At 65.3% G+C, this 20,776-nt stretch carries 14 protein-coding genes; 3 read left to right on the top strand and 11 right to left on the bottom strand.

The genetic code is table 11. From position 1 onward, the window contains the following. The first annotated feature begins 77 nt into the window (after positions 1-77). Positions 78-1,163 (top strand): PRC-barrel domain containing protein, encoded by a 1,086-nt coding sequence (locus KZJ38_RS08940; protein ID WP_219799707.1) that lies wholly within the window; start codon positions 78-80, stop codon positions 1,161-1,163. Next, positions 1,160-2,491, top strand: a complete 1,332-nt coding sequence (locus tag KZJ38_RS08935) for an MFS transporter (RefSeq protein WP_219799706.1) — start codon at positions 1,160-1,162, stop codon at positions 2,489-2,491. The genes KZJ38_RS08940 and KZJ38_RS08935 overlap by 4 nt, the downstream gene beginning before the upstream one ends. 108 nt (positions 2,492-2,599) lie before the next feature. Here KZJ38_RS08935 and KZJ38_RS08930 read toward each other — a convergent pair whose 3' ends face one another. The 3 genes from KZJ38_RS08930 to KZJ38_RS08920 all read right to left on the bottom strand — a co-directional run bounded on the left by KZJ38_RS08930 (position 2,600) and on the right by KZJ38_RS08920 (position 5,399). Further along, positions 2,600-3,970: a type II toxin-antitoxin system HipA family toxin gene (locus KZJ38_RS08930; protein WP_219799705.1), complete on the bottom strand. Its 1,371-nt coding sequence runs from the start codon at positions 3,968-3,970 to the stop codon at positions 2,600-2,602. Further along, positions 3,954-4,295, bottom strand: coding sequence for a helix-turn-helix domain-containing protein (locus tag KZJ38_RS08925; protein WP_219799704.1), 342 nt, complete (start codon positions 4,293-4,295; stop codon positions 3,954-3,956). Before KZJ38_RS08925 ends, KZJ38_RS08930 begins: the two co-directional genes overlap by 17 nt. Before the next feature lie 210 nt (positions 4,296-4,505). After that, positions 4,506-5,399 carry a LysR family transcriptional regulator ArgP gene (locus tag KZJ38_RS08920; protein WP_219799703.1) on the bottom strand — a complete coding sequence of 298 codons (894 nt, stop codon included), beginning with the start codon at positions 5,397-5,399 and terminating at the stop codon, positions 4,506-4,508. Positions 5,400-5,495: 96 nt separating this feature from the next. On the opposite strand from KZJ38_RS08920, the gene KZJ38_RS08915 reads away from it, so the two are divergent. Beyond that, the gene (locus KZJ38_RS08915; RefSeq protein ID WP_219799702.1) at positions 5,496-6,152 is read left to right on the top strand and encodes a LysE/ArgO family amino acid transporter; all 657 of its coding nucleotides are present in this window, start codon (positions 5,496-5,498) and stop codon (positions 6,150-6,152) included. A gap of 57 nt (positions 6,153-6,209) precedes the next feature. Here the strand turns inward: KZJ38_RS08915 and KZJ38_RS08910 are convergent, their stop codons facing one another. The 8 genes from KZJ38_RS08910 to KZJ38_RS08875 all read right to left on the bottom strand — a co-directional run bounded on the left by KZJ38_RS08910 (position 6,210) and on the right by KZJ38_RS08875 (position 20,455). Next, positions 6,210-7,181 (bottom strand): endo alpha-1,4 polygalactosaminidase, encoded by a 972-nt coding sequence (locus KZJ38_RS08910; RefSeq protein ID WP_219799701.1) that lies wholly within the window; start codon positions 7,179-7,181, stop codon positions 6,210-6,212. Positions 7,182-7,183: 2 nt separating this feature from the next. After that, positions 7,184-8,557, bottom strand: a complete 1,374-nt coding sequence (gene pelG, locus KZJ38_RS08905; protein ID WP_219799700.1) for an exopolysaccharide Pel transporter PelG — start codon at positions 8,555-8,557, stop codon at positions 7,184-7,186. After that, positions 8,557-10,239, bottom strand: a complete 1,683-nt coding sequence (pelF, locus tag KZJ38_RS08900; RefSeq protein WP_219799699.1) for a GT4 family glycosyltransferase PelF — start codon at positions 10,237-10,239, stop codon at positions 8,557-8,559. The genes pelG and pelF overlap by 1 nt, the downstream gene beginning before the upstream one ends. Further along, a complete protein-coding gene (locus tag KZJ38_RS08895; RefSeq protein WP_425518348.1) occupies positions 10,236-11,234 on the bottom strand; it encodes a hypothetical protein in 999 nt (332 codons plus the stop codon). The genes pelF and KZJ38_RS08895 overlap by 4 nt, the downstream gene beginning before the upstream one ends. 43 nt (positions 11,235-11,277) lie before the next feature. Further along, entirely contained in the window at positions 11,278-12,696 is a 1,419-nt protein-coding gene (locus tag KZJ38_RS08890; protein WP_219799697.1) for a PelD GGDEF domain-containing protein, read from the bottom strand. Between the two features lie 49 nt (positions 12,697-12,745). Continuing rightward, entirely contained in the window at positions 12,746-13,294 is a 549-nt protein-coding gene (locus KZJ38_RS08885) for a penicillin-binding protein activator LpoB (protein WP_219800186.1), read from the bottom strand. A 98-nt stretch (positions 13,295-13,392) separates the two neighbouring features. Beyond that, a complete protein-coding gene (locus KZJ38_RS08880; protein WP_219799696.1) occupies positions 13,393-17,511 on the bottom strand; it encodes a tetratricopeptide repeat protein in 4,119 nt (1,372 codons plus the stop codon). Beyond that, on the bottom strand, positions 17,504-20,455 hold the full coding sequence (locus KZJ38_RS08875; RefSeq protein WP_246641692.1) for a polysaccharide deacetylase family protein: 2,952 nt from the start codon (positions 20,453-20,455) through the stop codon (positions 17,504-17,506). Before KZJ38_RS08875 ends, KZJ38_RS08880 begins: the two co-directional genes overlap by 8 nt. Positions 20,456-20,776 lie beyond the last annotated feature (321 nt).

Here is a 20,776-nt window from a genome sequence, read left to right as displayed (position 1 = left end):
GTTTAACAGCACGTTTCACTGCACCGATCGCGGCGATGCTCCCGGGCGTCCCGCTTCATGCCATGGAGTCCTTGTAGATGAGCGGCGGTTTCCTACGTCCGGCTTTCCGACTACTGTTTCTCGCCGTGCTGGCGCTCTCGGCCCTCGTGCTGTCGGGCTGCGCGCTGTTCGGCCCTGCCCATCAGGAGCCCGCGCCGATTGTCGAGGCCGTGCCGAGCATCGTCGAGCCGCCTGCGCCGCCGGTCGTCGAGACCGAGCCCGAGGAAACCGAACCGGCCGAGCCCGCTCAGCCGAAAAAGCCCAAGCGGGTGATCGCGCGGCCTCACAAGGTCGAGCCGCCTCCGCCGCCGCCCCCACCGCCCCCGCCGCCGCCTCCTCCTCCGCCGCCGCTGATCGTGACGCACGCGATCGACCGCGGCTCGGTGCGAGGCCTGCTCGACAGCGAAGTGCAGAGGCCCGACGGCAAGGTGATCGGCCGCGCGGTCGATCTGACCGTCGATGCGCATGGCGCACCGCGCGAGCTCGTCGTCAATCTGCAGGGCTTCATGGGCATCGGCGACCGCAAGGCGAGCTTTCCGTGGAACGCATTCCGCTTCAATCCGACCGCCAAGCCCGCGCCGATCACCATCACCTTGCCGCCGAACCAGATGGCTTCGGTCGGCCGCGCGAAGCCGTCGACCTCGCTCGCCACCCCGCTGGCCGGCGTGGCGCCCGCGCCGCCCGTGCCGGACGGCCAGTTGCCGCTGCTCGACGCGACCGTCGAACGGCCGAACGGCGCGCAGGTCGGGCGCGTGATCGACGTGCTGATCGACGGCAATGCGCAGCCCCAAGCGGTTGTGATCGACGTGAGCGGCATCATCAATCTCGACCGGCGCTCGATTGCGGCGAGCTGGTCCGCGCTGCATTTCACGCCGAAGGACAAGTCGCTGCGCGCGCTGATGGATCTGAACGAGGCACAGATCAAGGCGTCGCCTTCTTATGAGAACGGCAAGCCGATCGTTGCGGTGTCGCCTGCGCCGCCGCAGGCTCCCGCATCGGCTGCGGCGACCCCGGCGGGCACATCGGCGCCGGCCGCGAGCGGCGCCGCGCCACCCGCGGCAGCGAGCGCTGCGCCGCCTCCGTCATCCGGCGCGACGGCTTCGTCCGCGCGAACTTCCCGATGACGGGCCGGCACATGGTCAACGCACGCAGTGTCCGCGCCCTCGACTGGCTGAACTTCTTCGTCGCGAACGTGCAGACGGGGTTCGGGCCGTTTATCGCGTCGTACCTCGCGACGCACAAATGGACCCAGGGCGAAATCGGCCTCGCTCTATCGGTCGGTACGATCAGCGCAATGGTGAGCCAGGTGCCGGGTGGCGCCGCCGTCGACGCGCTGCGCAACAAGAAGGCGGCCGCCGCATGGGCGACCATCGCGATCATATTGAGCGCGCTGCTGCTGGCCGTCAGCCCGACCGTGCTGCCCGTGATGGCCGCCGAGGTGCTGCACGGCTTCGCGAGCTGCATGCTGGTGCCCGCGATGGCGGCGATCTCGTTTGCGCTCGTCGGGCGCGCGAATCTCGGCGACCGGCTCGGCCGCAACGCGCGCTGGGCGTCGATCGGCAGCGCGGTCGCAGCAGGCCTCATGGGTCTGACGGGCGAATATGTCTCGGCACGCGCAGTGTTCTGGCTAACCGCGGCGCTCGCGGTGCCCGCGCTCTTCGCGCTGACGATGATTCATCTGCCAAACGCGATGCCGCGTTTGCCAGGCGCGCCGCGCGCACGTGAACCGTCGCATGAGCCGTCACATGAGCCGTCGTTTGACGACGCCGCGGCATCGCCACTCGCGGAGCCGGCACCGGACGACGCGCCCGTCGAGCCGGAACATCGCGAATCGATTTTCGATCTGCTGCGCGACAAGCGGCTGCTCGTGTTCGCCCTGTGCGTCGTGCTGTTCCATCTGTCGAACGCGGCCATGCTGAACCTCGCGGCGGGCGAAGTGACCGCGAGCATGGGCGACAACGTTCAACTCGTGATCGCCGCGTGCATCATCGTGCCGCAGGCAATCGTCGCGCTGCTCTCGCCGTGGGTCGGCCGGACGGCGCAGAGTTGGGGACGGCGTCCGATCCTGCTGCTCGGCTTTTCCGCGTTGCCGATTCGCGCCCTGCTGTTCGCGGGCGTGAGCAGCCCGTACCTGCTCGTGCCGGTGCAGATGCTCGACGGCATCAGCGCCGCGGTGTTCGGCGTGATGCTGCCGCTGATCGCGGCCGACGTCGCGGGCGGCAAAGGCCGTTACAACCTGTGTATCGGGCTCTTCGGGCTCGCGGCAGGTATCGGCGCGACGCTGAGCACGTCGCTGGCGGGCTTTGTCGCAGACCGCTTCGGCAATGCGGTCAGCTTCTTCGGACTGGCAGGCGCAGGCGCGCTTGCCGTGCTGCTCGTATGGGCTGCGATGCCGGAAACGCGCAATGCGGGTATGCAGCAGAAAACCGATGCGTTGCCGGAAGCGCGGTAGCGGTAGCAATTGCGGTAACGAACGGGTAAGGCGCGCGGCGGCTTGTGCGTGAAATACGAAAGACAAGCGCAGGACACTAGCGCGGACCGCCGCGTCGGCGCGCCGCCGCTACGCCTTTTCGACCGCGCGCAGGCCGAGGTCCTTGGGCTTACGAAACGCCGAGGCGACCTTGTCGCATTCTGCGACCGGCACGCCGAGCGCTTCGAAGTGCATGCGCCATTCGCGCACGACGGCCGACAGGTCCTTGATGATCTGCGCCGCCGCGTGCTTGAGCAGACCGAACCGGCCCGCCGCCGACAACGCGTTGTCGAGCGTGGCTAGCCGCCCGGCCGCGGGCCCGACACCCAGCACGAGAAAACGCTCCGAACCCAATTGCGGTTTGGGCACGACGTCATACAGGTCGCTTAGCCGCCAGCCGCGATTGACTCCGTCCCAGACGAACGCGTGATTGCGCAGATGATCGTCGTCATTCGTGACGAGGATGTTGAACACCATGCGCTTGAAGAGCTCCGTCTTGTCCGCGCCGACAAAACCGCTTGCACCCAGTTCGGCGATCGTGTCGGCCAGGTTCGCGTATTCGGCCGAGCCCGTGTCGAACTCGTGCATTTTGAGCATCGTGAGCGCGCTCACGACGTGCCGCTTGCCGAATTCGCCCCGTTGCAACGGCACGCGATCGAAGCGCTCGATTAGCATCACGTCGCGCCCATCGGGCATGTGCACGAGTCGCGTCTCGGGCACACGCAGCCCGCACAGACGCGCGAGCTCGAGCGTCGCGCGCTCGATAACGGGCACATTGAAGCTGTCGCGAAACGCGGGAAACTTCGCGACCCATTGCCGCCCGCCCTCGAGCAGCACCGCTTTGGGCCGCGCGCCACCGAGCGTGGCCCCTACGCTGAAGAGCGACTGCAGGTTGCGCGGCACGCGTCGGCCCTGCTGGATTAGCGCGGCAGCGTCGAGCAGGTACGACAGTTCCTTGATGTCCGGCAGTTTGCCGCGCTCGGCCGGCGCCGTCGGTGAATCGCGGAAGTCGAGCGCGCCGGTGCGATGAGGCCCTGCGTGCGCGAGATATTCGGTTTCCGGCAAGCTGTCCGGCGCGACCTTCAGCATGTTTTCGATCACGCGCCGGCCCCACGAGTCCGGCGCCGCATCGCGGATCGCGCCGAATAGCGCGAGCCCCGCGGGCGGCTGGAACACGGTTTCCTTATGCGCCCTCGCTTCTTCGAGCGGCATGCTGACCGGATCCACCGCGAGCGCGTGCGCGCGCTGCAGGTACTTGTTGCCGTACACGAAAGTCGCGCCGACCGGCTTGATGCCCTCCTCGAAAAGGACGAGCCGCCCCGCTGGCACCGCCTCAGCCGTGCCCTCGAGCACGATGAAGACGTACTTGCGCCATTCGGTCGGCCATGTCGCGAGCGACGGCCCCGGCACTTTTGCCGGTGCGGTTGCCGGCACCTTTGTCGAGCTAGAAATCGTACTCACCTGTTTTCGAAACGGGTTTGCGTGCGCGCTTGCGAGATTTCGCTTCTCGCTGCGCCTCGCCGATCACGTCGTTTTGCCGGATCGCGAGCGGATCGAGCAAGCCCAGCAGGCCCGCGCGTTCGAACGCATGCAGCCACGACGCGAAACTCACCGACACATCGCCTTTTTCGATCCGCACGAGCGTGCTCGGGCTGATATTGGCGCGCTCCGAAAAGTCTTGCCGCGACATGTTGCGCGCGATGCGGGCGGCGGACACCGCGCGCCCGAGCGCGGCCGAGCGACGCTTGAGATCCGCGGACGCAAAATCCTTGTTGTTACGCTTCATTTTTTGTCGTATCTGACACGTAATGACAGATAAGTGGTCAGTATAGACAAAAAATCTGCGATGTCAAAGTGGTGGTGCAGTGCTTTTAGTCATAACTGACCAATTAAACCGGATAATAATTCAGATATGGCAAATTTTTGCCCGTCTGTTGTCTGCACAGGCGTGCCTGCAGCGTCGCCGGCGTCCAGTCGGGCATTCTCAATCGCGTATTTAGTCGAGCAGTTGCGCCGCCTGCTTGCGCAACGCCAGGCCGAACTCGTCGAGCCAGCCAATCGACAGCCGCCAGCTTTGCCAGTACAGATCCACGTCGAGATGCTTGCCCGGCAACATATCGATCAATTCCCCGCGAGCGAGCGACGGCGCCACCACCCGCTCCGGGCACATGCCCCAACCCAGCCCTGTCATGCATGCGCGCACAAAACCGGCGACGTGCGGAATCCAGTGCTTGGGCGGATCGATGTCCGCGCGCGTGATCTTGCGCATGAAGCGCTTCTGCAGTTCGTCCTTCGGATTGAAGTCGACGCACGGCGCGCGGCGCAATGTTTCGCGCGTCACGCCTTCAACGAAATGCCGCTCGTGGAACGCCGGCGTGCAGACCGCGAGGTAACGCATCCGGCCCAAGCGCGTCGAGCGGCAACCCTGCACCGGTTCGGCCTGAGTGGTGACCGCGCCCTGCACGCTGCCGTCGCGGATCAACTGCGCCGTGTGGTCCTGGTCGTCGATGACGAGATCGAGCAGCATTTCGCGCTCGGTGCAGAAGCCGGCAATCGCGTCGATAAACCATGTTCCTACGCTGTCGTCGTTCACCGCGACGCGCAGTGTGGGCCACGCTTGCAACTGTGCGCCCGGCAGCGCCGGCAACGGCCCTGAGAGTTCGGCCTCGAGCAGTTGCACGCGCTCGGTGTGCCGGCATAGCAGCGCACCGGAAGTGGTGGCGACACACGGCGAGCCGCGCTTGACGAGCACGCTGCCCACGCGTTCCTCGAGCAGCTTCACGCGCTGCGATACCGCCGACGGCGTGACGTTGAGCTCGCGCGCCGCCCGCTCGAACGAACCGTGCCGGACGACGGCCGCAAGCGCATCCAATAACGCGTAGTCCAGCATTAGCGTTCCTTAATCGGTATTAACAAAATTAGGTTTTCTTAGGCAGCAGATTACTTCAGACTGCGGCGATCTGCTTTTTATATTGTTTTGATAACGATGAACTGGATATCTTTTTCTCATGGCGCGGCGCTGTGCGCATCGCTGATCGTGACGATCGGCGCGCAAAACGCATTTGTCCTGCGGCAAGGCATCATGCGCGCGCATGTCGGCAAGATCGTGCTGCTGTGCACACTGTCCGACTTTATCCTGATCGGTGCGGGTGTCGGCGGCGCCTCGGTGCTCGTCAGCCGTTATCCGGTGTTTGTTCACACCCTGCTGTACGTCGGCCTCGCCTATCTTGCGTGGTTCGGCATCAGCGCGTTGCGCCGCGCGCTGCGGCCCGGCGGTGCGGTGCTCGATGCGGGCGTTTCAGAAGCCTCAGGTACGTCATCAGGCGAGTCCTCAGGCACGTCCGCCGGCGACGTGCAGCGCACCATTCCGATCGTTCTGATGACGCTCGCGTTCACGTGGCTCAATCCGCACGTGTACCTCGATACGTTCCTGCTGATCGGCACCGCCGGCGCACGCGAGCCGGAAGGCGCGCGTATCGCGTTCGCGCTCGGCGCAATGGCGGTCAGCGCTGCATGGTTCGTGGCGATTGGCTATGGCGCGCGCGTACTCGCGCCGCTGTTTCGTCGCGCCGGTGCGTGGCGCATTCTGGATGGGGCAATCGGGGGAATGGTGTTGTTGCTGGCGGTCGCGCAGTTCCGCTGATTCAAGGCGGCTGATTCAGTTACGCTCGTTCGCGTATTCAGTTGCGCTCAGTTGCGCTCAGTTACGTTGTCCGGCAGCGTCGAGCCGCGCGCGGCACGCAGCATCCGCACCGACCCCAACGGTGCGCAACGCCCCATCGGTCACATACGGCTCGATGCCTGCCGCGCAGATTTTTGCGGCGATCTCGCGTCGGCACGCATCATCGTCCGGAGCGCAATAGTCGATCGAAATAACCGGTAGCCGGTAACGGTCGCGAATCGTCCGCGCCTGGCCGAGCAGCCATTCGCGGTCGTCCGCGGGCACAGCTCCGTAGCGCTGGTTGCCCTGGTCCCAGTTACCGTAGAGCGATTCGAACGCAACCGCCGCGACGTCGCCGTGGATCTCCGGCAGCACCTCGAAACCGCGGTTCAAAATAAGTTGCGCATCCGGATAGCGTGCCTTCAGCGCGCGAATCGTCTTGACGAGACCTGCCTGCTGCCGCGCACGCGCGGCGTCCGTCTTCGCGATCAGCTGCCACGAATCGAGCGTGTCGAGGAAAAAACCGCGGTAGCCGCGCGCCCACAGCGGCGCGATGATGTGCTCGACAAAGAACTGCGGCCAGCCGGGCGCGCCCTGATCGATCACCGCCGAGGCCCACTCCGAATTGCGCCCGATCAGCCACTTTTTAGGCATCGACGCCATATAGTCGCGGTCTTTCGTGACTTCGCCGACGCTCACATACGCATACCAGTTCGTGCAGCGCGGCTTCTCCCCGCCCTGTGCGACCGCCATGGCCGACACTGCGCGCGGATCGAAGCCGCTGTCCGCTTCAACCACCACGGTATCGAACTGCGACAGTTGATCGACCGGAACCTGTTCGCCATAGAACAGGGCCACCGTACCGACGCCGCTTTGTGCCCCACGCGCGCAAGCGGCAGCGAACACGGGCCGCGCGCACACCGCCGACAGCAGCAAAACTACCGCCGCGACGCACGCTATCTGCACCCAGGGCGGCCCTAGCCGCGCGAACAGATTGGCAAGCGCCGTCATGATCAGTTACGCAGCATGTAGGTTTCGTACTCGAGCCTCGCGAACTTGCGATCGAGCATCTGCACGGCGGCGACGACGAGAATCAGCAGCGTCAGCGCAAAGCCATAACCGTACGTATCGGGCGAAAGCCGTAGCGTAATGCCGGTGAGCAAGCCGTTCAGCGCGACGAACGCGAAGCAGAGCTTCAATACCGAGCGCCGCGCATCGAGATAGAAGAACACGTTCAGCAGACCGAGCAGCAGCACCTGCAAGCTCGCCGCAATCACGTCGACGATCAGCAGCGGCATATACAGCGACGAGATATGCAGCGCATCGAGCACGAACCTGCCGAACGCGAGTATAAGCAGCAGCACCACCGCCTGGATCTTGACGATCTCGTAGAGGCCGGCGCGGATGCTCGACACCATCATGTCGCGCATCTCGTTGATATGGCGCAGCGTCGCACCGCTGCGTACGGCGTCGTAGAACGCGTCGTAATACTCGACGAAGTCCGCTTCGATACGCACGAGGAACGTCGCCATGCCGGGCATCACGCATACGTACGCGATAAACACCGGAATGTCGTAAATCACCGACGCATGCAGCGGCCCGATGACCGTCGACCCCGTGGCCGGCGCATACCAGAACATGAACTTGTCGAGCCACACGCCGAGATTGAACAGCAGACCGGTCAGCGCGAGGCTCGGATACGCGAATCGTCTTTCGAACGCTTCGAACGAAATAAAACGCTCGCTGAGGTAGTTGCGGTAAATCAGGCCGGAAAGGCCCGCAAGCAACACGATATGCCCGGCGACGAAGCCCCCCAGCAATCCCGCGATGCCGTGCCGGTTCAGCATCAGCGCAAATGCGACCGTGCAGCCGTAACCGATAAAGAACACGACCAGAATCTGCCGGTACTGCTTGACGCTCGACAGAAAGATCACCGCGATCCAGATATTGCTGATCACGACAAAGCCCGCGACCATCAGCAGCCGGTACAGCAGCGGCTCGCCGTTGAACCCGAACCACACGGCCACATAGCCGAGGATGCCTGACGCGGCCGTCGAAACCAGCACGACGCCGTTATAGTTCGACAGCACGAGGTCGTCGCGCTTTTCGAAGAGGCGGTCGGAAATGAAGCGTGTAAACGACAGTTGCAGCGGCCCCGTCAGAATCAGACTGCCCGCAATCAGGTACGTAACCGACACCTGAAACTGCACGATCGCGTACTTCGGGATCGTGAACGCGAGGCTCATCAGGCCGATCACGAGAATGCCGACGATCGACATGATCAACGGCCCGGAACTGATCATCCCCGCGTAAGCGTAGGCGCGCATCGTGCCGGTCAGCGTGTCGCGCCGCAGGATCTTGCGGAGTTCGAAACCAATGCCTGCCATTAACGATTCTCCTGCGCTTGCGAAGGCTGTGCACCCGATGCGCTAGCGGCGGCCGCGGCTCCTCGCGCACCCGCGTGCACCGGGCAGCCCATGGCGCCCGCTGCACCGTTCGCGCCGCCGCCACTCGCGGTTCGCGTCGGCGCGGCAGCGAGCCGGTCGTACAGCTCGCGATATTGATCAATCATCTGCGCCTTCGTATAGAAGCGGCGCACGCGTTCAAGTCCGGCTGTCTGCGCAGCGCGCCAGCGCGGCAAGTCGCCGAGCAGTTCGAGCACCGCCTGCGCGAATGCGGCCGGGTTCGCGATCGGCACAACGAGGCCCGCGGCGCCGAGCGCGCGGTCTTCGTCGCCATAGCCTTCGATCAGTTGCCGGCACGACCCGACGTCCGTGGTAATCGACGGCACGCCGGCGGCAAATCCTTCGAGTACGACAAGCGGCAGCGCCTCACTGATCGACGTCAATGCGAGCGCGTCGACCTTCGGCAAAATATCGTCGATGCGCTGAAAGCCGAGAAACTTCACGTGCTGCGCGAGGCCAAGACTTTGCGCAAGCGCATGACATTCCTGCGCATAGGCCGGATCTTCCTCTTCCGGGCCGACAATCCAGCCTTCGATATCGGGCATCGTGCGCGAGGCGATAAAGATCGCGCGAATAAACGTCTTGATGTCCTTGATCGGCACGACGCGGCCGATCAGCGCGACCACGTTGCCGGCGCGCGCCTGACCCGGTTCATGCGGAGCGCGCTTTGCGACGAGCGGCGCCAGCCCATCGACATCCACGCCATTCGGAATATTGCGCGTACGCGCCGCGTCGGCGCCGTCGGCAATCTGCCGCTGCCGGTTCGTTTCGTAGAGCGCGACGATATCGTCGGCCGCGTCATACGCAAGCTTGCCGAGCGCTTCGAAAAAGCGCACCCACAGTTCGCGGAAATAGCTGATCTTCGAAATATCGCGCTCGAAGGCGCCGCGGTTATCGCGAATCCACTGGCTTTGCAGCAGGTCGATCTTGCGTTCCTTCGTATAGATACCGTGCTCCGAAACGAGCAGCGGCCGGCCCGTCCGGTAGTGCAGCAGTGCGCCGAGAAAGCCCGCATAACCGGTCGACACCGTGTGATACACACGCGCCGGCGGCAATTGCGCGGCGATACGCGCAAGCTGCCACAGCGGCTTGTGCATGATGCGCACGGTCCAGAAGTAGTCGGTAAACGACGGGTCCGTGCAATGCCGGTGGTACTGGTCGACGATAAAGTCCCATGCCGCGCGGCTCGATACGAATTGCTGCTCGTTGAGCGGACCGTCGTCGCCGATCAGATGCACGAGGTCGGCCATCAGCGCGGCCGGATTGGCGCCCTGCCGGCTACGCCACGCTTCGTGCAGTTCGGCCGACTTCGCAAATGCCGCCGCATCGCCCGGGATTTCGCGCGCCATCTGCTTGTCGGCGGGCGCCGCTTCATACAGGTAGTGCGCTTCGAAGTGCACGACGTTGTCGGGCAGCTCATAGGCGGCGCCGTGATAGTCCTCTTCGCGGCTGCCGACGAACGCGATCGCAAAGCGAATCCCGGGATACGACCGGATCATCTGATTGACCCAGCTCGACACGCCGCCACGCACGTACGGGAACGTGCCTTCGAGCAGCAGGCACACATCGGCATCGGCGGCGCGACGAAAAAGTGACGAATTCATGGCGACCAGTATTGAACGACAGGTTTGAGCAGCGGCAAGGCCGACGCATGGCCGAGCGACGCGAGCAATTCGGACACGCGCGCGTAATCGCGTTGCAGGAACGCGGCTTCGGCCAGCCACGGCACGAGGCGTTCGCGCGGAAAGCCGAGCGCCTGGGCGCGCGCCAGATAGCGCGCGGCATCTTCAGCTGCGCCTTGCGCGAGCGCGAGACGTCCGCGGATCAGCCACAGCGCGGCATCGCCGTCGTTGATCTCGAGCGCGGCGCTCGCGTAGCGATCGGCCTGCTCGAGCGTATGCGTATAGACCGCGCCCTGCACGAGGTTCTGATAAACGAGCTCGAAATACAGCTCGGCGAGCTGCCGGTTGATCGCGTGACGCTCACTGTCGGTTTGCGCGAGTTCGAGCGTTTGCGCGGTCTGGAAAATCTTCTGCATCACGTCGTTTTCGGCCTGATCGAGCGTGCCGTAGGCAATCAGCCGCACGTCTTCGATCGGATCGGCGAGCAGATCGCGCAGCAAGGTGCCCGTGGTGCGCGTCGGCATGCTCTGGATCGCGACGAGCGCCGACAGCCGGTCCGACGCATTGACCTGCGTATTGACGAGCCGCGCCTGCAGGCGCGCGCCGCCGCCATGCGAGACGCGCGACATCAGATACGTGACGAATTCGGGCGCGGGGACTTCTTCAAGCTCGTCGTCGCTGCGCTTGCCCGGAAACCAGGCCGCCCAGATGCAGCTCGCGAGCAGCACGAGACCGGCCGCGACCGGCACGAACGTGCAGAAAAGCCACAGGAACAGCAGCGTGAAGGCGCGCGGCGCGCGGTAACGCTGCGGCAGCAGCAGCCGGAACAGCACGGCCTGCAGTGCGCCGCAGACGGCATCGAGCAGCATCGCGGGCAGGATCGGCCCTTCGACGGTTGCGCCGGGCGCGAGTTGCCAGAGCGCGTTGCCTTGCACGAGCGCAAGCACGGCAATCGCGAGCACCGCGACGACGGACATGGCCACACGCCCCACGTTCGAGGCATTGGCAGAGCGCTCGGGCTTAGCCATCGATGCCGCTGCGTGTCAGCAGCCCTCGCAACGCCGAGCCAGGCGCGCCGCTGCCCAGATGCAGCGTATGCACGCCGATGCGTGCGCCTTCGAGATCGAGGTCGAACTGCACGCGCAGGCTCGCTTCGATGCGCGCCAGGTAACCGTCGACGCCGGTTTCGTCGGTTGCGGGCATCAGGTTGACGAGCACCGACTTGCCCTCGGTCCTGATCGGCCACAGCAAATCGAGCGAACGGCGCCGGCGCATCACATGCTCGAAGAACGAGTCGCCGGCATCGTCGTGCGGGAATACGAGTGCGACGAGCGAGGAAGCAATGCCCGCCGTGCGCGCGAGCCGCGACAGCCGGCTCATATCGAGCGCGAATTCGTACGGGCACGCCGGCACGACGTCGAGAATCTCGCGCACCTGCCGCGAATGCTCGACGCCGTCCGCGTAGTAGCCGAGCAGCACGAGCAGCAATTGCAGATTGTCGAAGTTCAGCGACAGGAACGGCATGCGGCGGATCGCGAGCAGCGCGAGCACGTCGCCGTCCGCGGCGACCACCGGCGCGCAGACGAGCAGCGACGTATGCACGACCGGCCGCTCGTCGCTACGCAGATGCGCGACGCTCTTTGTTTCGAGCGCGCGCGCCACGAGATCGTCGTGCGCATCGAGTTCGAACGCATCGCCCACGCGTGCGAGCGCCGTTGCGCCGGCCTTGCCGCCCTGCACCGGAAACAGCGCGGCCACTTCGATCTGGCACGCCTGCGCGACGAATTCGAGCAGTTCGTGCGTGCCCGGCATATCGCCCGCGGCACGCGTGCGCGGCTCCTCGAGACCGTGCGCGACCGACAGCCGGCGCAATTCGGTAATCGAGTCGCGCAGCGTGGTCGGCTTCGACAACAGGTCTTTTTCGAGCCGCTCGTGCGACAGACGCATCAGATAGTGGCTGTTCGTGATCGCGACGAGCCGGTCGTTCAGATAGCCGTTGAGCGCATTGGCGCGTTGCGCGCGGGCGCCCCAGATATCGCCGAAATGACCGACTAGAATCGTCTGGAGCAGGCCGCCGATAAAGAACGTCGTCGGCCATGCAGTGTCGACGCCGTGCGTGTGCAGCAGCCACGCACCGACCAGCACCGCACTCGCCAGAAGACCGAGCAGCGTGCCGTAGCGCAGCGCGACGACGAGCGTCGCAAACCACAGCCACGGGAAGCCCGTGTTGAGCAGCAGCGGATCGGACGGATCGAAATGCCAGCACAGCAGGCAGACGATCAGCATGAAGCCGATCGTTTCGACGATCGCGAAAGGCCGCGTGACCGCGGGCGCCACGAAGCGCCGCACGGCATTCAGATGACCGAACGGATGCGCGTTGCGCGGCTTGACCGCTGCCGCGTTCGCGCTGCTATCCGGTCGGGAAGTGGCGGTATTCACGGCCGACTCCTGATGGCTTGTCTAAAACCCGATGACGGCATGCGCCGCTTCATGCGCGTGCGTAGAGCGGCGCGAGCAGCTTGCCGATCAGCGACGTCGCGACGTTCGCGAGGCTCGAACGGCTCCAGCCGCTGCGCGAGCCCGTCGCGCTCCACACGATCTGGCCCGACGCGACATCGACGAGTTCGAACGTGACGCCCGCAACCGGCTCGCCGTCGACGCCGGCCTTGTAACGCCATTCTTCGACGGCGCCGGTCAGCACGTATTTGACGTGCTGTTCACGCGCCCAGGCGAGCTTCTTCTCGCCGATTTCGCGCTGCGCGGTATCGAACATCGCGTTCGACGACGCGTCGGCCGGTGCGACACGCACGTCGGTCAGGCCGTTCTGACGCAGCACGTTCGCGGCGATCGCGGTGGCGCTGCTGCCGGCAGCCGGCGTCTCGGTGAAATTCGCGAGGCCGACGACGGCCACCGAATCGCCGGCGGCTAGCGACGGCGTCGCCGCGGTCTGGCTGATCGAGCCGCATGCGGACAGCAGCAGCACGGTGGTCGCGGCGGCCGCAAGCCAGCGAAGCGGACGGATACGTCCTTGTGCCATCTGCGTAAGTTTGTCTCTCGTGTTCATCGAACCACTCCTTTCCTGTTCATTACGTTTTGCGTTGCCGCGTTCTTGTCGATTCGCCCCTGCCCTGCCCATCAGTAGTACCAGTTGTATCTCGCGCCCATCAGCGTGACCGGCGTACCGAGTCTAGATACACGTTGATGCTGGATAAAGAGCGCCGCATGGTCGCCGCCGAAGACGGTGCCCGCCACGCCGATGCTCAGGTCCGGCCCCCAGCCCTGATTCGAATCGTGCAGGATGCCGACGTCGAGGAACGGTCGCCAGCGATGCGTGTACTGTTCGAGCAGGTCGTTGCCGAAGCCGAAGTACAGGCCGTATTGCGTGTACGTGTCCGGTATGAAGTCGCCTGCGACCGCGGGCTGATCCGCTGCGGGAATCAGCCGCGAGATCAGCGGATCCGCGCTGCCGCTTGCGCCGTATCCGCCATGCGTGCCGACCACGCGCACCGTGTAGTCCGGATATTCGGTGTGAAAGCGATAGCTGATTTCGCCGTTCGACAGCACGCCGCTGCCGAGATAGCTGCGCGCCTGGCTGTAGAAACGATCCGCTTCGATACTGCCGGTAATCGTGATGCGCTCGGTCACGCGATAGGTGAAATCGCCGACGAGGTTGTCCTTCATGCCGCCGACCTGCAGCGTTTGCGTTTCGTCGGCGACCTGATTGCGGCCCGCGTGCACGCCGAGCGTGAGCGGCGAATTGCGGCCCGTTTCGGCGGCGACCGAGAACGTATAGAAGCTCGCGAGCGCGTCGCGCCGGCCGCCCGTGATCCTGAACGAGGTATCGCGCGTCTGGCGTTCGCCATAGATGCTCAGCGACCGGTCCACCGACGGCACATTGACGAGCTGCGTGATATCGGTCGAGTGCTGGAAGTTCTGCACGCCGAGCACGCCGACCATATAGCGTTCGGCGATCTTGCGGCTCGCCGCGAGCGTTTGCTCGATGTAGTCGAGCGGATGCTCGACGTGACTCGTGACCGTCGCGTCGATCGATTGCGGCCAGTCGAGCGTCGTTTCGGTGACGCGCGTATGCAAGGCCGTATCTTCCGGTGCGCCTTCAAAGCCTTCGAACGCAATCTGTTGAGCGCGATCGGGCTGATCCACCGCAATCGTCGCGTCGATGCGGTCCGCGATCGGCAGCCGCGAACGTTCCTGCGAAAGCAGGCGCTCCATCTCGGGCACGTCGTTGTTCGCCAGTGCGATGGTCAATTGCGCATCCGCGGGGCGCGCGAGCCGCGCCGCATATTGCTGCGCAAGCCAACGCTTCGCGAGCGGGTTGCTTTCGTGCGACAGCGCCCATGCGATCGCCACTTCTTTTGCAACCGCATCGCGCAGACGGCTGTTTTGCGGCAGTTTCGCGCCGGCGTCGGGCGCGCCGCCGGGCAACCCATTGCCACTGCCGAGCAGCGTGCGGCGAACATAGGAAATATCGGGCGGCGCGGCTTGCGTCGACAGCAGATCGTTGAGCAGCGCGGCCGATGCGTCGGCGGTCGTGTAGTCGGTCGATAGCGCAACGCGTCGGCCGCGTACATCGGCCAGTGTTTCGGCATCCTGCGCGGTACGGCCGCGCAGCGCGCCGCGCTGGGCGCCATGAAGCTTCGCGAGCGCGGCCGAGTCCTGTTGCAGCTGCAGCCAGACCTTGTGGCGAATCGACCAGGCGAGTTCCTCGTGGCCCGCCATTTCCTGCGCATCGGCATAGGTGAGCAGCCACAGCGGATCGCGCGACAGTGAGCCGGCCTGGCGGCGCAGATACTCGAGCGCGGCAACCGGCCGGTTCAGACGCATCTCGGCGGCTGCATACGGTTCCCACAGCGCGGCGCTGCGATCGATATTGCCGCGCCAGCGATTGAGCGCGAGCTTCAGCTCCGCGTCGCTGCCGTAGTCGACGAGCGTCCACAGATACGCGGCGCGCATGTCCGACGTCGCATCGGGCAGCTCGACCGCACGCTTGAGATCCGCAAGCGCATCGAGCGGCCGGTCGGTCAGACGCGCGTATTCGGCGCGCATCGCGAGCACGCCCGGCGACGCTTCCGCCGCACGCAACTCTTCGGGCGTGAGGCTCGCGAGCAGCGTCGCGATCCGGTCGTAGGCCTGCGCGTCGGTGTAGTAGAAGATCGCATCCTGCAGCGCGCGCGGCGTGTGATCGCGCCGATAGCGCAGCTCGGCCACGCGCCCTGCGTCGATCGGATACGGGTCGTAGAAGTACGTCATTTCGCCGAGCTCTTCGGGCGTTGCGGCACCGCTTGCGAGCAGATGCTGGTACGCGTCGTTCGCTTCGTTGTCGAGCTGCAGCAGGCGCGCAAGTTCCGCGTAGTCGCGCCAGAAATCCTCGTCCTTGTCGCTAGCGCCCGCACGCGCGCGCTTCAAGGCCGCAAACGACGCGCGATAGTCGCCCGCGCGATACAGCACGCTCGCAGTGCGCAGCGCCGCGTTCGCGTCGTTCGGATGGCGCGCCTGCACCGCGCGATAGGCGGCGAGCGCCTGGTCGTCGTGACCCGCGCGTTCCGCGAGGCCGCCGATGCGCTGATCGAGCGCGTCGGCATTCGTGCCGCGCGGCAACGAACGCAGGAACGCAAGACCGTCGTCGGGGCGGCCGAGGCGCTCGTAGGTTGCGGTGACGTTGTCGATCAGCTTGAGGTCGTTCGGCGTCTGGCGCGCCTGATGGACGAGCGCGGTCAGATACGCTTCGTCGTCGTCGAGCATCGGCGCGAGGCGCAGCACGTTTTGCCAGCCGACCGGATCGTCCGACAGCTGCGCGTAGTCGAGCCACGACTTCAGCGCACGCGGCGCGTCGCGGTTCCATTCGGCCGTTTGCGCAAGACGTTTGACCCATAGCACGGAGCGCGGGTCGCGCTGCACCTGCTGTGCGGCGATTTTCTCGGCGCTCGCGAGGTCGCCCGATTCGACGAATGCGTTGTAGACGACGTCGGCTACGTTTCCGTTCGCGCCGGCTAATGATGCCGCGGCCGGTGATGCCGCGCTTGATGAGGCTGCAGCGAGTGACGCGGCGGCCGTCGACGCGGCGGCCGGCGCAGCCGGTTGCGCGGGCGCCGCCGCAGCGGGCTGCGTCGATGCCGCGACGCGGATCAAACGCACGCCGTTGCGGCCGGCGAACGGCCCACTCGCCGCGCGACGCACGACCGGTCCATCCATATACGCATACGACGCGGAACGCGAATGCGTGTGTGCACGAGCCTGCGCCTTCACAGCCATCGCAAACGCCGCGGCCAGATCGCCATGCGCTTCGGCCAATGCGAGCGCGCGCGGCGCGTGCGGTGAACCCGGCGCGTGCGGTTCATCGGGCTGCGCCTGCGCATACTGCGCCAGCATCCGCGCATAGTGATCGATTGCCTCGGGCCGATTCGCCGCGCGTGCGAGATTCAACAGTACGATCAGCGTCGCCGGGTCGTTCGAGAGCGTGCCGAGATGCGCGTCGGCCGCGGCGAGCGCGTCGTCGAGCAGATTGCCCGACTGCAGCGTGCGGATGCCCGCAATAAAGCAACGGCGCGCTTCATCGCGCGTCTGCGCGGTGGTCTGCTTGCGGAACCACGCATCGGCAGCCGCGTGATAGTCGCCAACCTGCAGCGCGTAACGCGTGATCTGCGTGTCCCACTCGTTGCGCCCTTTCGGATCGTGCGCCGACAACTGCGCATAGAGCTCCAGCGCGATGCGCGGCAACCCGGCCGCCGCCGCGCGCTGCGCGAGCCATTCGAGATCGCGCGGCGCCCATTGCTCGTTTGCCGCCGCTGACAACTTTGCGCGCAGGTCGTCGAGCGAGGCCGCCCGGCGCGGATCGGTTTCGACGAGCGCGAAGGTGCGCTGCTCTGCGACGCCGAGACGCAGCATCGTTGCGGCGCGGCGCATGTCGTTGGTATGCAGCGCATCCATGCGTGCGGCGACGCGCTCTGCGTCGTCGGCGCGGCCCAGATACAGATACTGCGCGCCGAGCAGCGACAGAAATTCTTCATTGTCCGGCTGCACGCGCGACCACGCTTCGAGATAAGCGACCGACAGATCGCTCGGCGCGCCGACCGATGCAATACGCTGACGCATGCCGCCGCGCGGCGCCACCGCGTACATCGTCGCGAGCACCACGGCGGCCAGCGTCAGCACGAGCCATGTCGAAACGATGCGCGGGCGCTTCTGCGCCGCGGAACTGGCCGTTTGGGTTTCCACATTCGCCGCCGGATTAGCCATTGCACGAAACCTCGACGGGCTGATAGTCGACGTTCAGACCGGCGGCGGGCGCCGTATCGAAACGCAGCTTCGTGCCGTCACGCTTCGCGGCGACCGGGCGGCCTGCCACGCTTACGCTGCAGCGCTGCGCATTCGCGAGCTCGACGAAGGGCTGGTAATAACCGCCGAATGCGAAGGTCATGCCGCGTCCGTCGCGTTTGAAGTCGCGCACGAAGCCGTTCGCTTGCGAGATATAGGGCATGGTGTTCGACGAGGCGGCCTGGGTTGGCGAGCGGGTTGCCGCCACCGTTGCTGTGGCCGATGCTGCCGTGGGTTGCGCTGCGATTGCATCGCGCAACGGCGTATCGAATGCGACGCGTGCGGCGCCGTCGGCGATATGAATGTACGTGCCGTCCGGGCCCGCGGCGTAACCGGTTACGCCGCGCGATGCGCGCAGGTCCGGCGCATTGGCGCCCGGCCAGTGCAGCTCGCGCACCTCCCCGTTGCCGCGCACGATCCACGTGCTCCCCGCCAGGGCCGCGGTATTGTCCGCCGCATTTTCCTGATTCGCCGCGCGCACTTCACGCGCCACCGCGAAGGTCCGCCAATCGAGCACCTTATGCGTGTAGTCGGTGATCTTCACCGGCAGCACCGGCTGCTTCAGCACCGCGGCAAAGATCTGGTCGAGCGCGCGCAGCGATGCGATCTTCGTGCCGCTGTACATGTGGTAGTAAATGTCGATTGGCTTGAAGCGCAGCGGCCGGTCGGTCATATCGAAGGTTTCGAGTACGCGCGTGAAGCCGTAGAACGGTCCGAGCCAGTCGTTCGTATAAACGTTCTCGTCCTGGTTCGGTGCGTACACCTGGTAAGCGCCCGGCCCTTTCGCCACGCCGATCGGCGCGATATTCGTCCAGCTGTTCGCGCTCTTCGTAATGACCGTGTCGCCGCCGTTGACGTTGTCGACGCCCGCTGCGTACACCTTGCGCACAACGATCGCCGGCGGCTCGCAGTTGCCTGGCCATTGCAGCACGACTGTCTTCTTGCCCGGCGGCGCGAGGCGCGAATTGATGTAGTCGATCGAGCCCGTGATCTCGCGATCAATGTTGAATTTGTAGTTCGGAATGTTGAGCGAGAACGCGGTGTCGCCGCCGCCGCGATCGATCCGTTCGCCGGTCTTCGCGTCGACGTTCTCCCATTCGAACGGATGCGAATACGTATGCGTGCCGATCTCGACGTAAGGCAGCGCGAACATCTTGCGCGCGATCTCTTCGAGGCGCGGCGAGATCTGCGGATACAGGCCTTTCGGCCCGACCTCGCCTTCGATCACCGACAGCGTCATCGGCACCTTGTAGCGCGTGAATATCTGTTCATAGAGCGCTTCGCCCGAGTAGTCGGCGCCCGGAAATTCCGCGCGCGACGCGAAGCCGTCGCCATCGACGTGCGTCATGAAAAGACGCCGGCCGTTTTCGGTGGTCACGCTCGGCGCCGGCATCGGCGTCAAGCGGAGCGCGTCGGAGAAAAATCTGATCGGCTGGATTGCCCAACGCTCCTGGCCGATGCCGTTCAGCGAAACGACGGTGTACGGGCTCAGCGCGTAACCGCCCCACGGCGTGATGGCGACCGGGTCGAGCGTCGCTTCGCCGGACTTCACGCGCAACAGCGAATGGCTCGCCGCGCCGACACGCACGCCCGTCAGATCGCGCGGACCAACCTTGGGGTCCGTCTCAAAGCCGATGATCGGGTCGCGCGACACGACACTAACCGGTTCCGTAAACGGCCCCGCGACCGGCTGCAAATCGAGCGCCGGACCTTCGTCTTCGGCCGCGTCGAAACCAAACTGGCCGATAAACGCAACCGGCACGTGCGAAGCGATGCGCGCGTCGACCCATCTGCGCCACGCGGCGGCGTCGCGCGCTTCATCGCCTTCGAGCCAGACGACGACGCCCGCATAGCGATCCGGCGTCACATCGTCGGGCAAGCCATCGTTGACGTTCGCGTATTCGACGTCATAGCCGAGGTAGTTAAGCGGTGTCGCGACATCACGCACACCGGGCGTTTCGTCGAGCGGCAGATCGTCGGGGCGATCCTGCACGACGAGGACACGCCGCGGCAGCACCTCGATCGCGCCGATACCGACCACATTGCGCGACACGTTCGTCACATACGGCGTGACGCCGCTCGCCACGACCTGTGCGGCGGTCGCGCGCGCGCAGGCGCGATCGTCGCCTGGGCAGAGTTCGACGGAGATGACCGGCACGCCGGTGCGCTGCGTGAACGAAAGCGCGGCTGCGCTGCGCGCGGCACGCTCGTCGGCCGGCACGTCGAGCGTGCGCATGCCGGCGCCCGGCGCGGCACCGCGCACGAGCGATGGACCGACCACAGCATAGAGCGCGGCGGCATGCGGCAGCGCGGCCGCCAGCGCATCATCGCCGCCGACGATCAGACGCGCGTCGGCATGCGCCGCGCGAATCGCGTCGATCGCGGCAATCGCCGTCGGCGTGTCGAGCAGGAAGCCACGATAGCCGCGCTGCCACAGCGGCTCGATCTGTTGCGAGATGAAGGAAGACGGGTCGCCGCTCGCCGCATGCGTACGCGCGATCCATACCGTGTGTGCGAGCGGATAGCCGGCGGGGTCGAAGCCGCTAGCCGGGTCGATCACCACGGCGTCGAAGGCCTGCAGCAGATTGATGGGCGGTTGCGCGCCGTCGAAGAACGCGACGTTGGGCGCAGCGCTGTTTGCGGCACGGTTGCCTGACGATGCCTGGCCGGGCGCAACGGCATCCTGAATGTTGGGAGTCTGCGTCTGTGCCTGCGCGCCGCGTCCGGATACGGCACCCACGCCGAGCATGACGACCGCGAGCGTTGACCATACACACGCGGTATGCCGCACCTGAAACGCCGAAAAAAACCGGCGCAAGCCTGCCGATTGCGGCTTCGCCGCCCTCGTCCTCAACTCCGTTGACATGATGGCTGTCCGTTCGCTTATTGCTTTTAACCGGACCATCGAATTACCTGCTTATCGACGGCTTATGCGACTTCCTGAATCGGATTCCCACGCACCGGTTTTTTCTCTGCGACGCGGCTATTTCCGCTTCAAATCGCAGACCAGCAACGAACGGACTTCACGAAGCGCTATTCCCTGAATCGGCGCGCATTTTAACGTGCGCTGCCGCACAAAGAAAAGGCCTTTTGTCGAAATAGACTGCGCAAAAACTACCGAATGAAACATGCGATTGCTCAATAGCCCTTATCAATAAAGCCGCGCAAACGTTAAACCGAATTTTGC

Origin of the sequence: Paraburkholderia edwinii, from assembly GCF_019428685.1 — a bacterium.
GTDB lineage: Bacteria > Pseudomonadota > Gammaproteobacteria > Burkholderiales > Burkholderiaceae > Paraburkholderia > Paraburkholderia edwinii.
Note: the sequence above shows the minus strand (reverse complement) of the source record. Positions and strands in the feature narration are given on the sequence as shown.

Excerpts from the sequence above, each read along its gene's own strand:
- KZJ38_RS08940 (WP_219799707.1), top strand. The coding sequence starts at position 78 with ATGAGCGGCGGTTTCCTACGTCCGGCTTTCCGACTACTGTTTCTCGCC.
- KZJ38_RS08935 (WP_219799706.1), top strand. The coding sequence starts at position 1,160 with ATGACGGGCCGGCACATGGTCAACGCACGCAGTGTCCGCGCCCTCGAC.
- KZJ38_RS08925 (WP_219799704.1), bottom strand. The coding sequence starts at position 4,295 with ATGAAGCGTAACAACAAGGATTTTGCGTCCGCGGATCTCAAGCGTCGC.
- KZJ38_RS08920 (WP_219799703.1), bottom strand. The coding sequence starts at position 5,399 with ATGCTGGACTACGCGTTATTGGATGCGCTTGCGGCCGTCGTCCGGCAC.
- KZJ38_RS08915 (WP_219799702.1), top strand. The coding sequence starts at position 5,496 with ATGAACTGGATATCTTTTTCTCATGGCGCGGCGCTGTGCGCATCGCTG.
- KZJ38_RS08910 (WP_219799701.1), bottom strand. The coding sequence starts at position 7,181 with ATGACGGCGCTTGCCAATCTGTTCGCGCGGCTAGGGCCGCCCTGGGTG.
- pelG (WP_219799700.1), bottom strand. The coding sequence starts at position 8,557 with ATGGCAGGCATTGGTTTCGAACTCCGCAAGATCCTGCGGCGCGACACG.
- pelF (WP_219799699.1), bottom strand. The coding sequence starts at position 10,239 with ATGAATTCGTCACTTTTTCGTCGCGCCGCCGATGCCGATGTGTGCCTG.
- KZJ38_RS08895 (WP_425518348.1), bottom strand. The coding sequence starts at position 11,234 with ATGTCCGTCGTCGCGGTGCTCGCGATTGCCGTGCTTGCGCTCGTGCAA.
- KZJ38_RS08885 (WP_219800186.1), bottom strand. The coding sequence starts at position 13,294 with ATGGCACAAGGACGTATCCGTCCGCTTCGCTGGCTTGCGGCCGCCGCG.
- KZJ38_RS08880 (WP_219799696.1), bottom strand. The coding sequence starts at position 17,511 with ATGGCTAATCCGGCGGCGAATGTGGAAACCCAAACGGCCAGTTCCGCG.
- KZJ38_RS08875 (WP_246641692.1), bottom strand. The coding sequence starts at position 20,455 with ATGTCAACGGAGTTGAGGACGAGGGCGGCGAAGCCGCAATCGGCAGGC.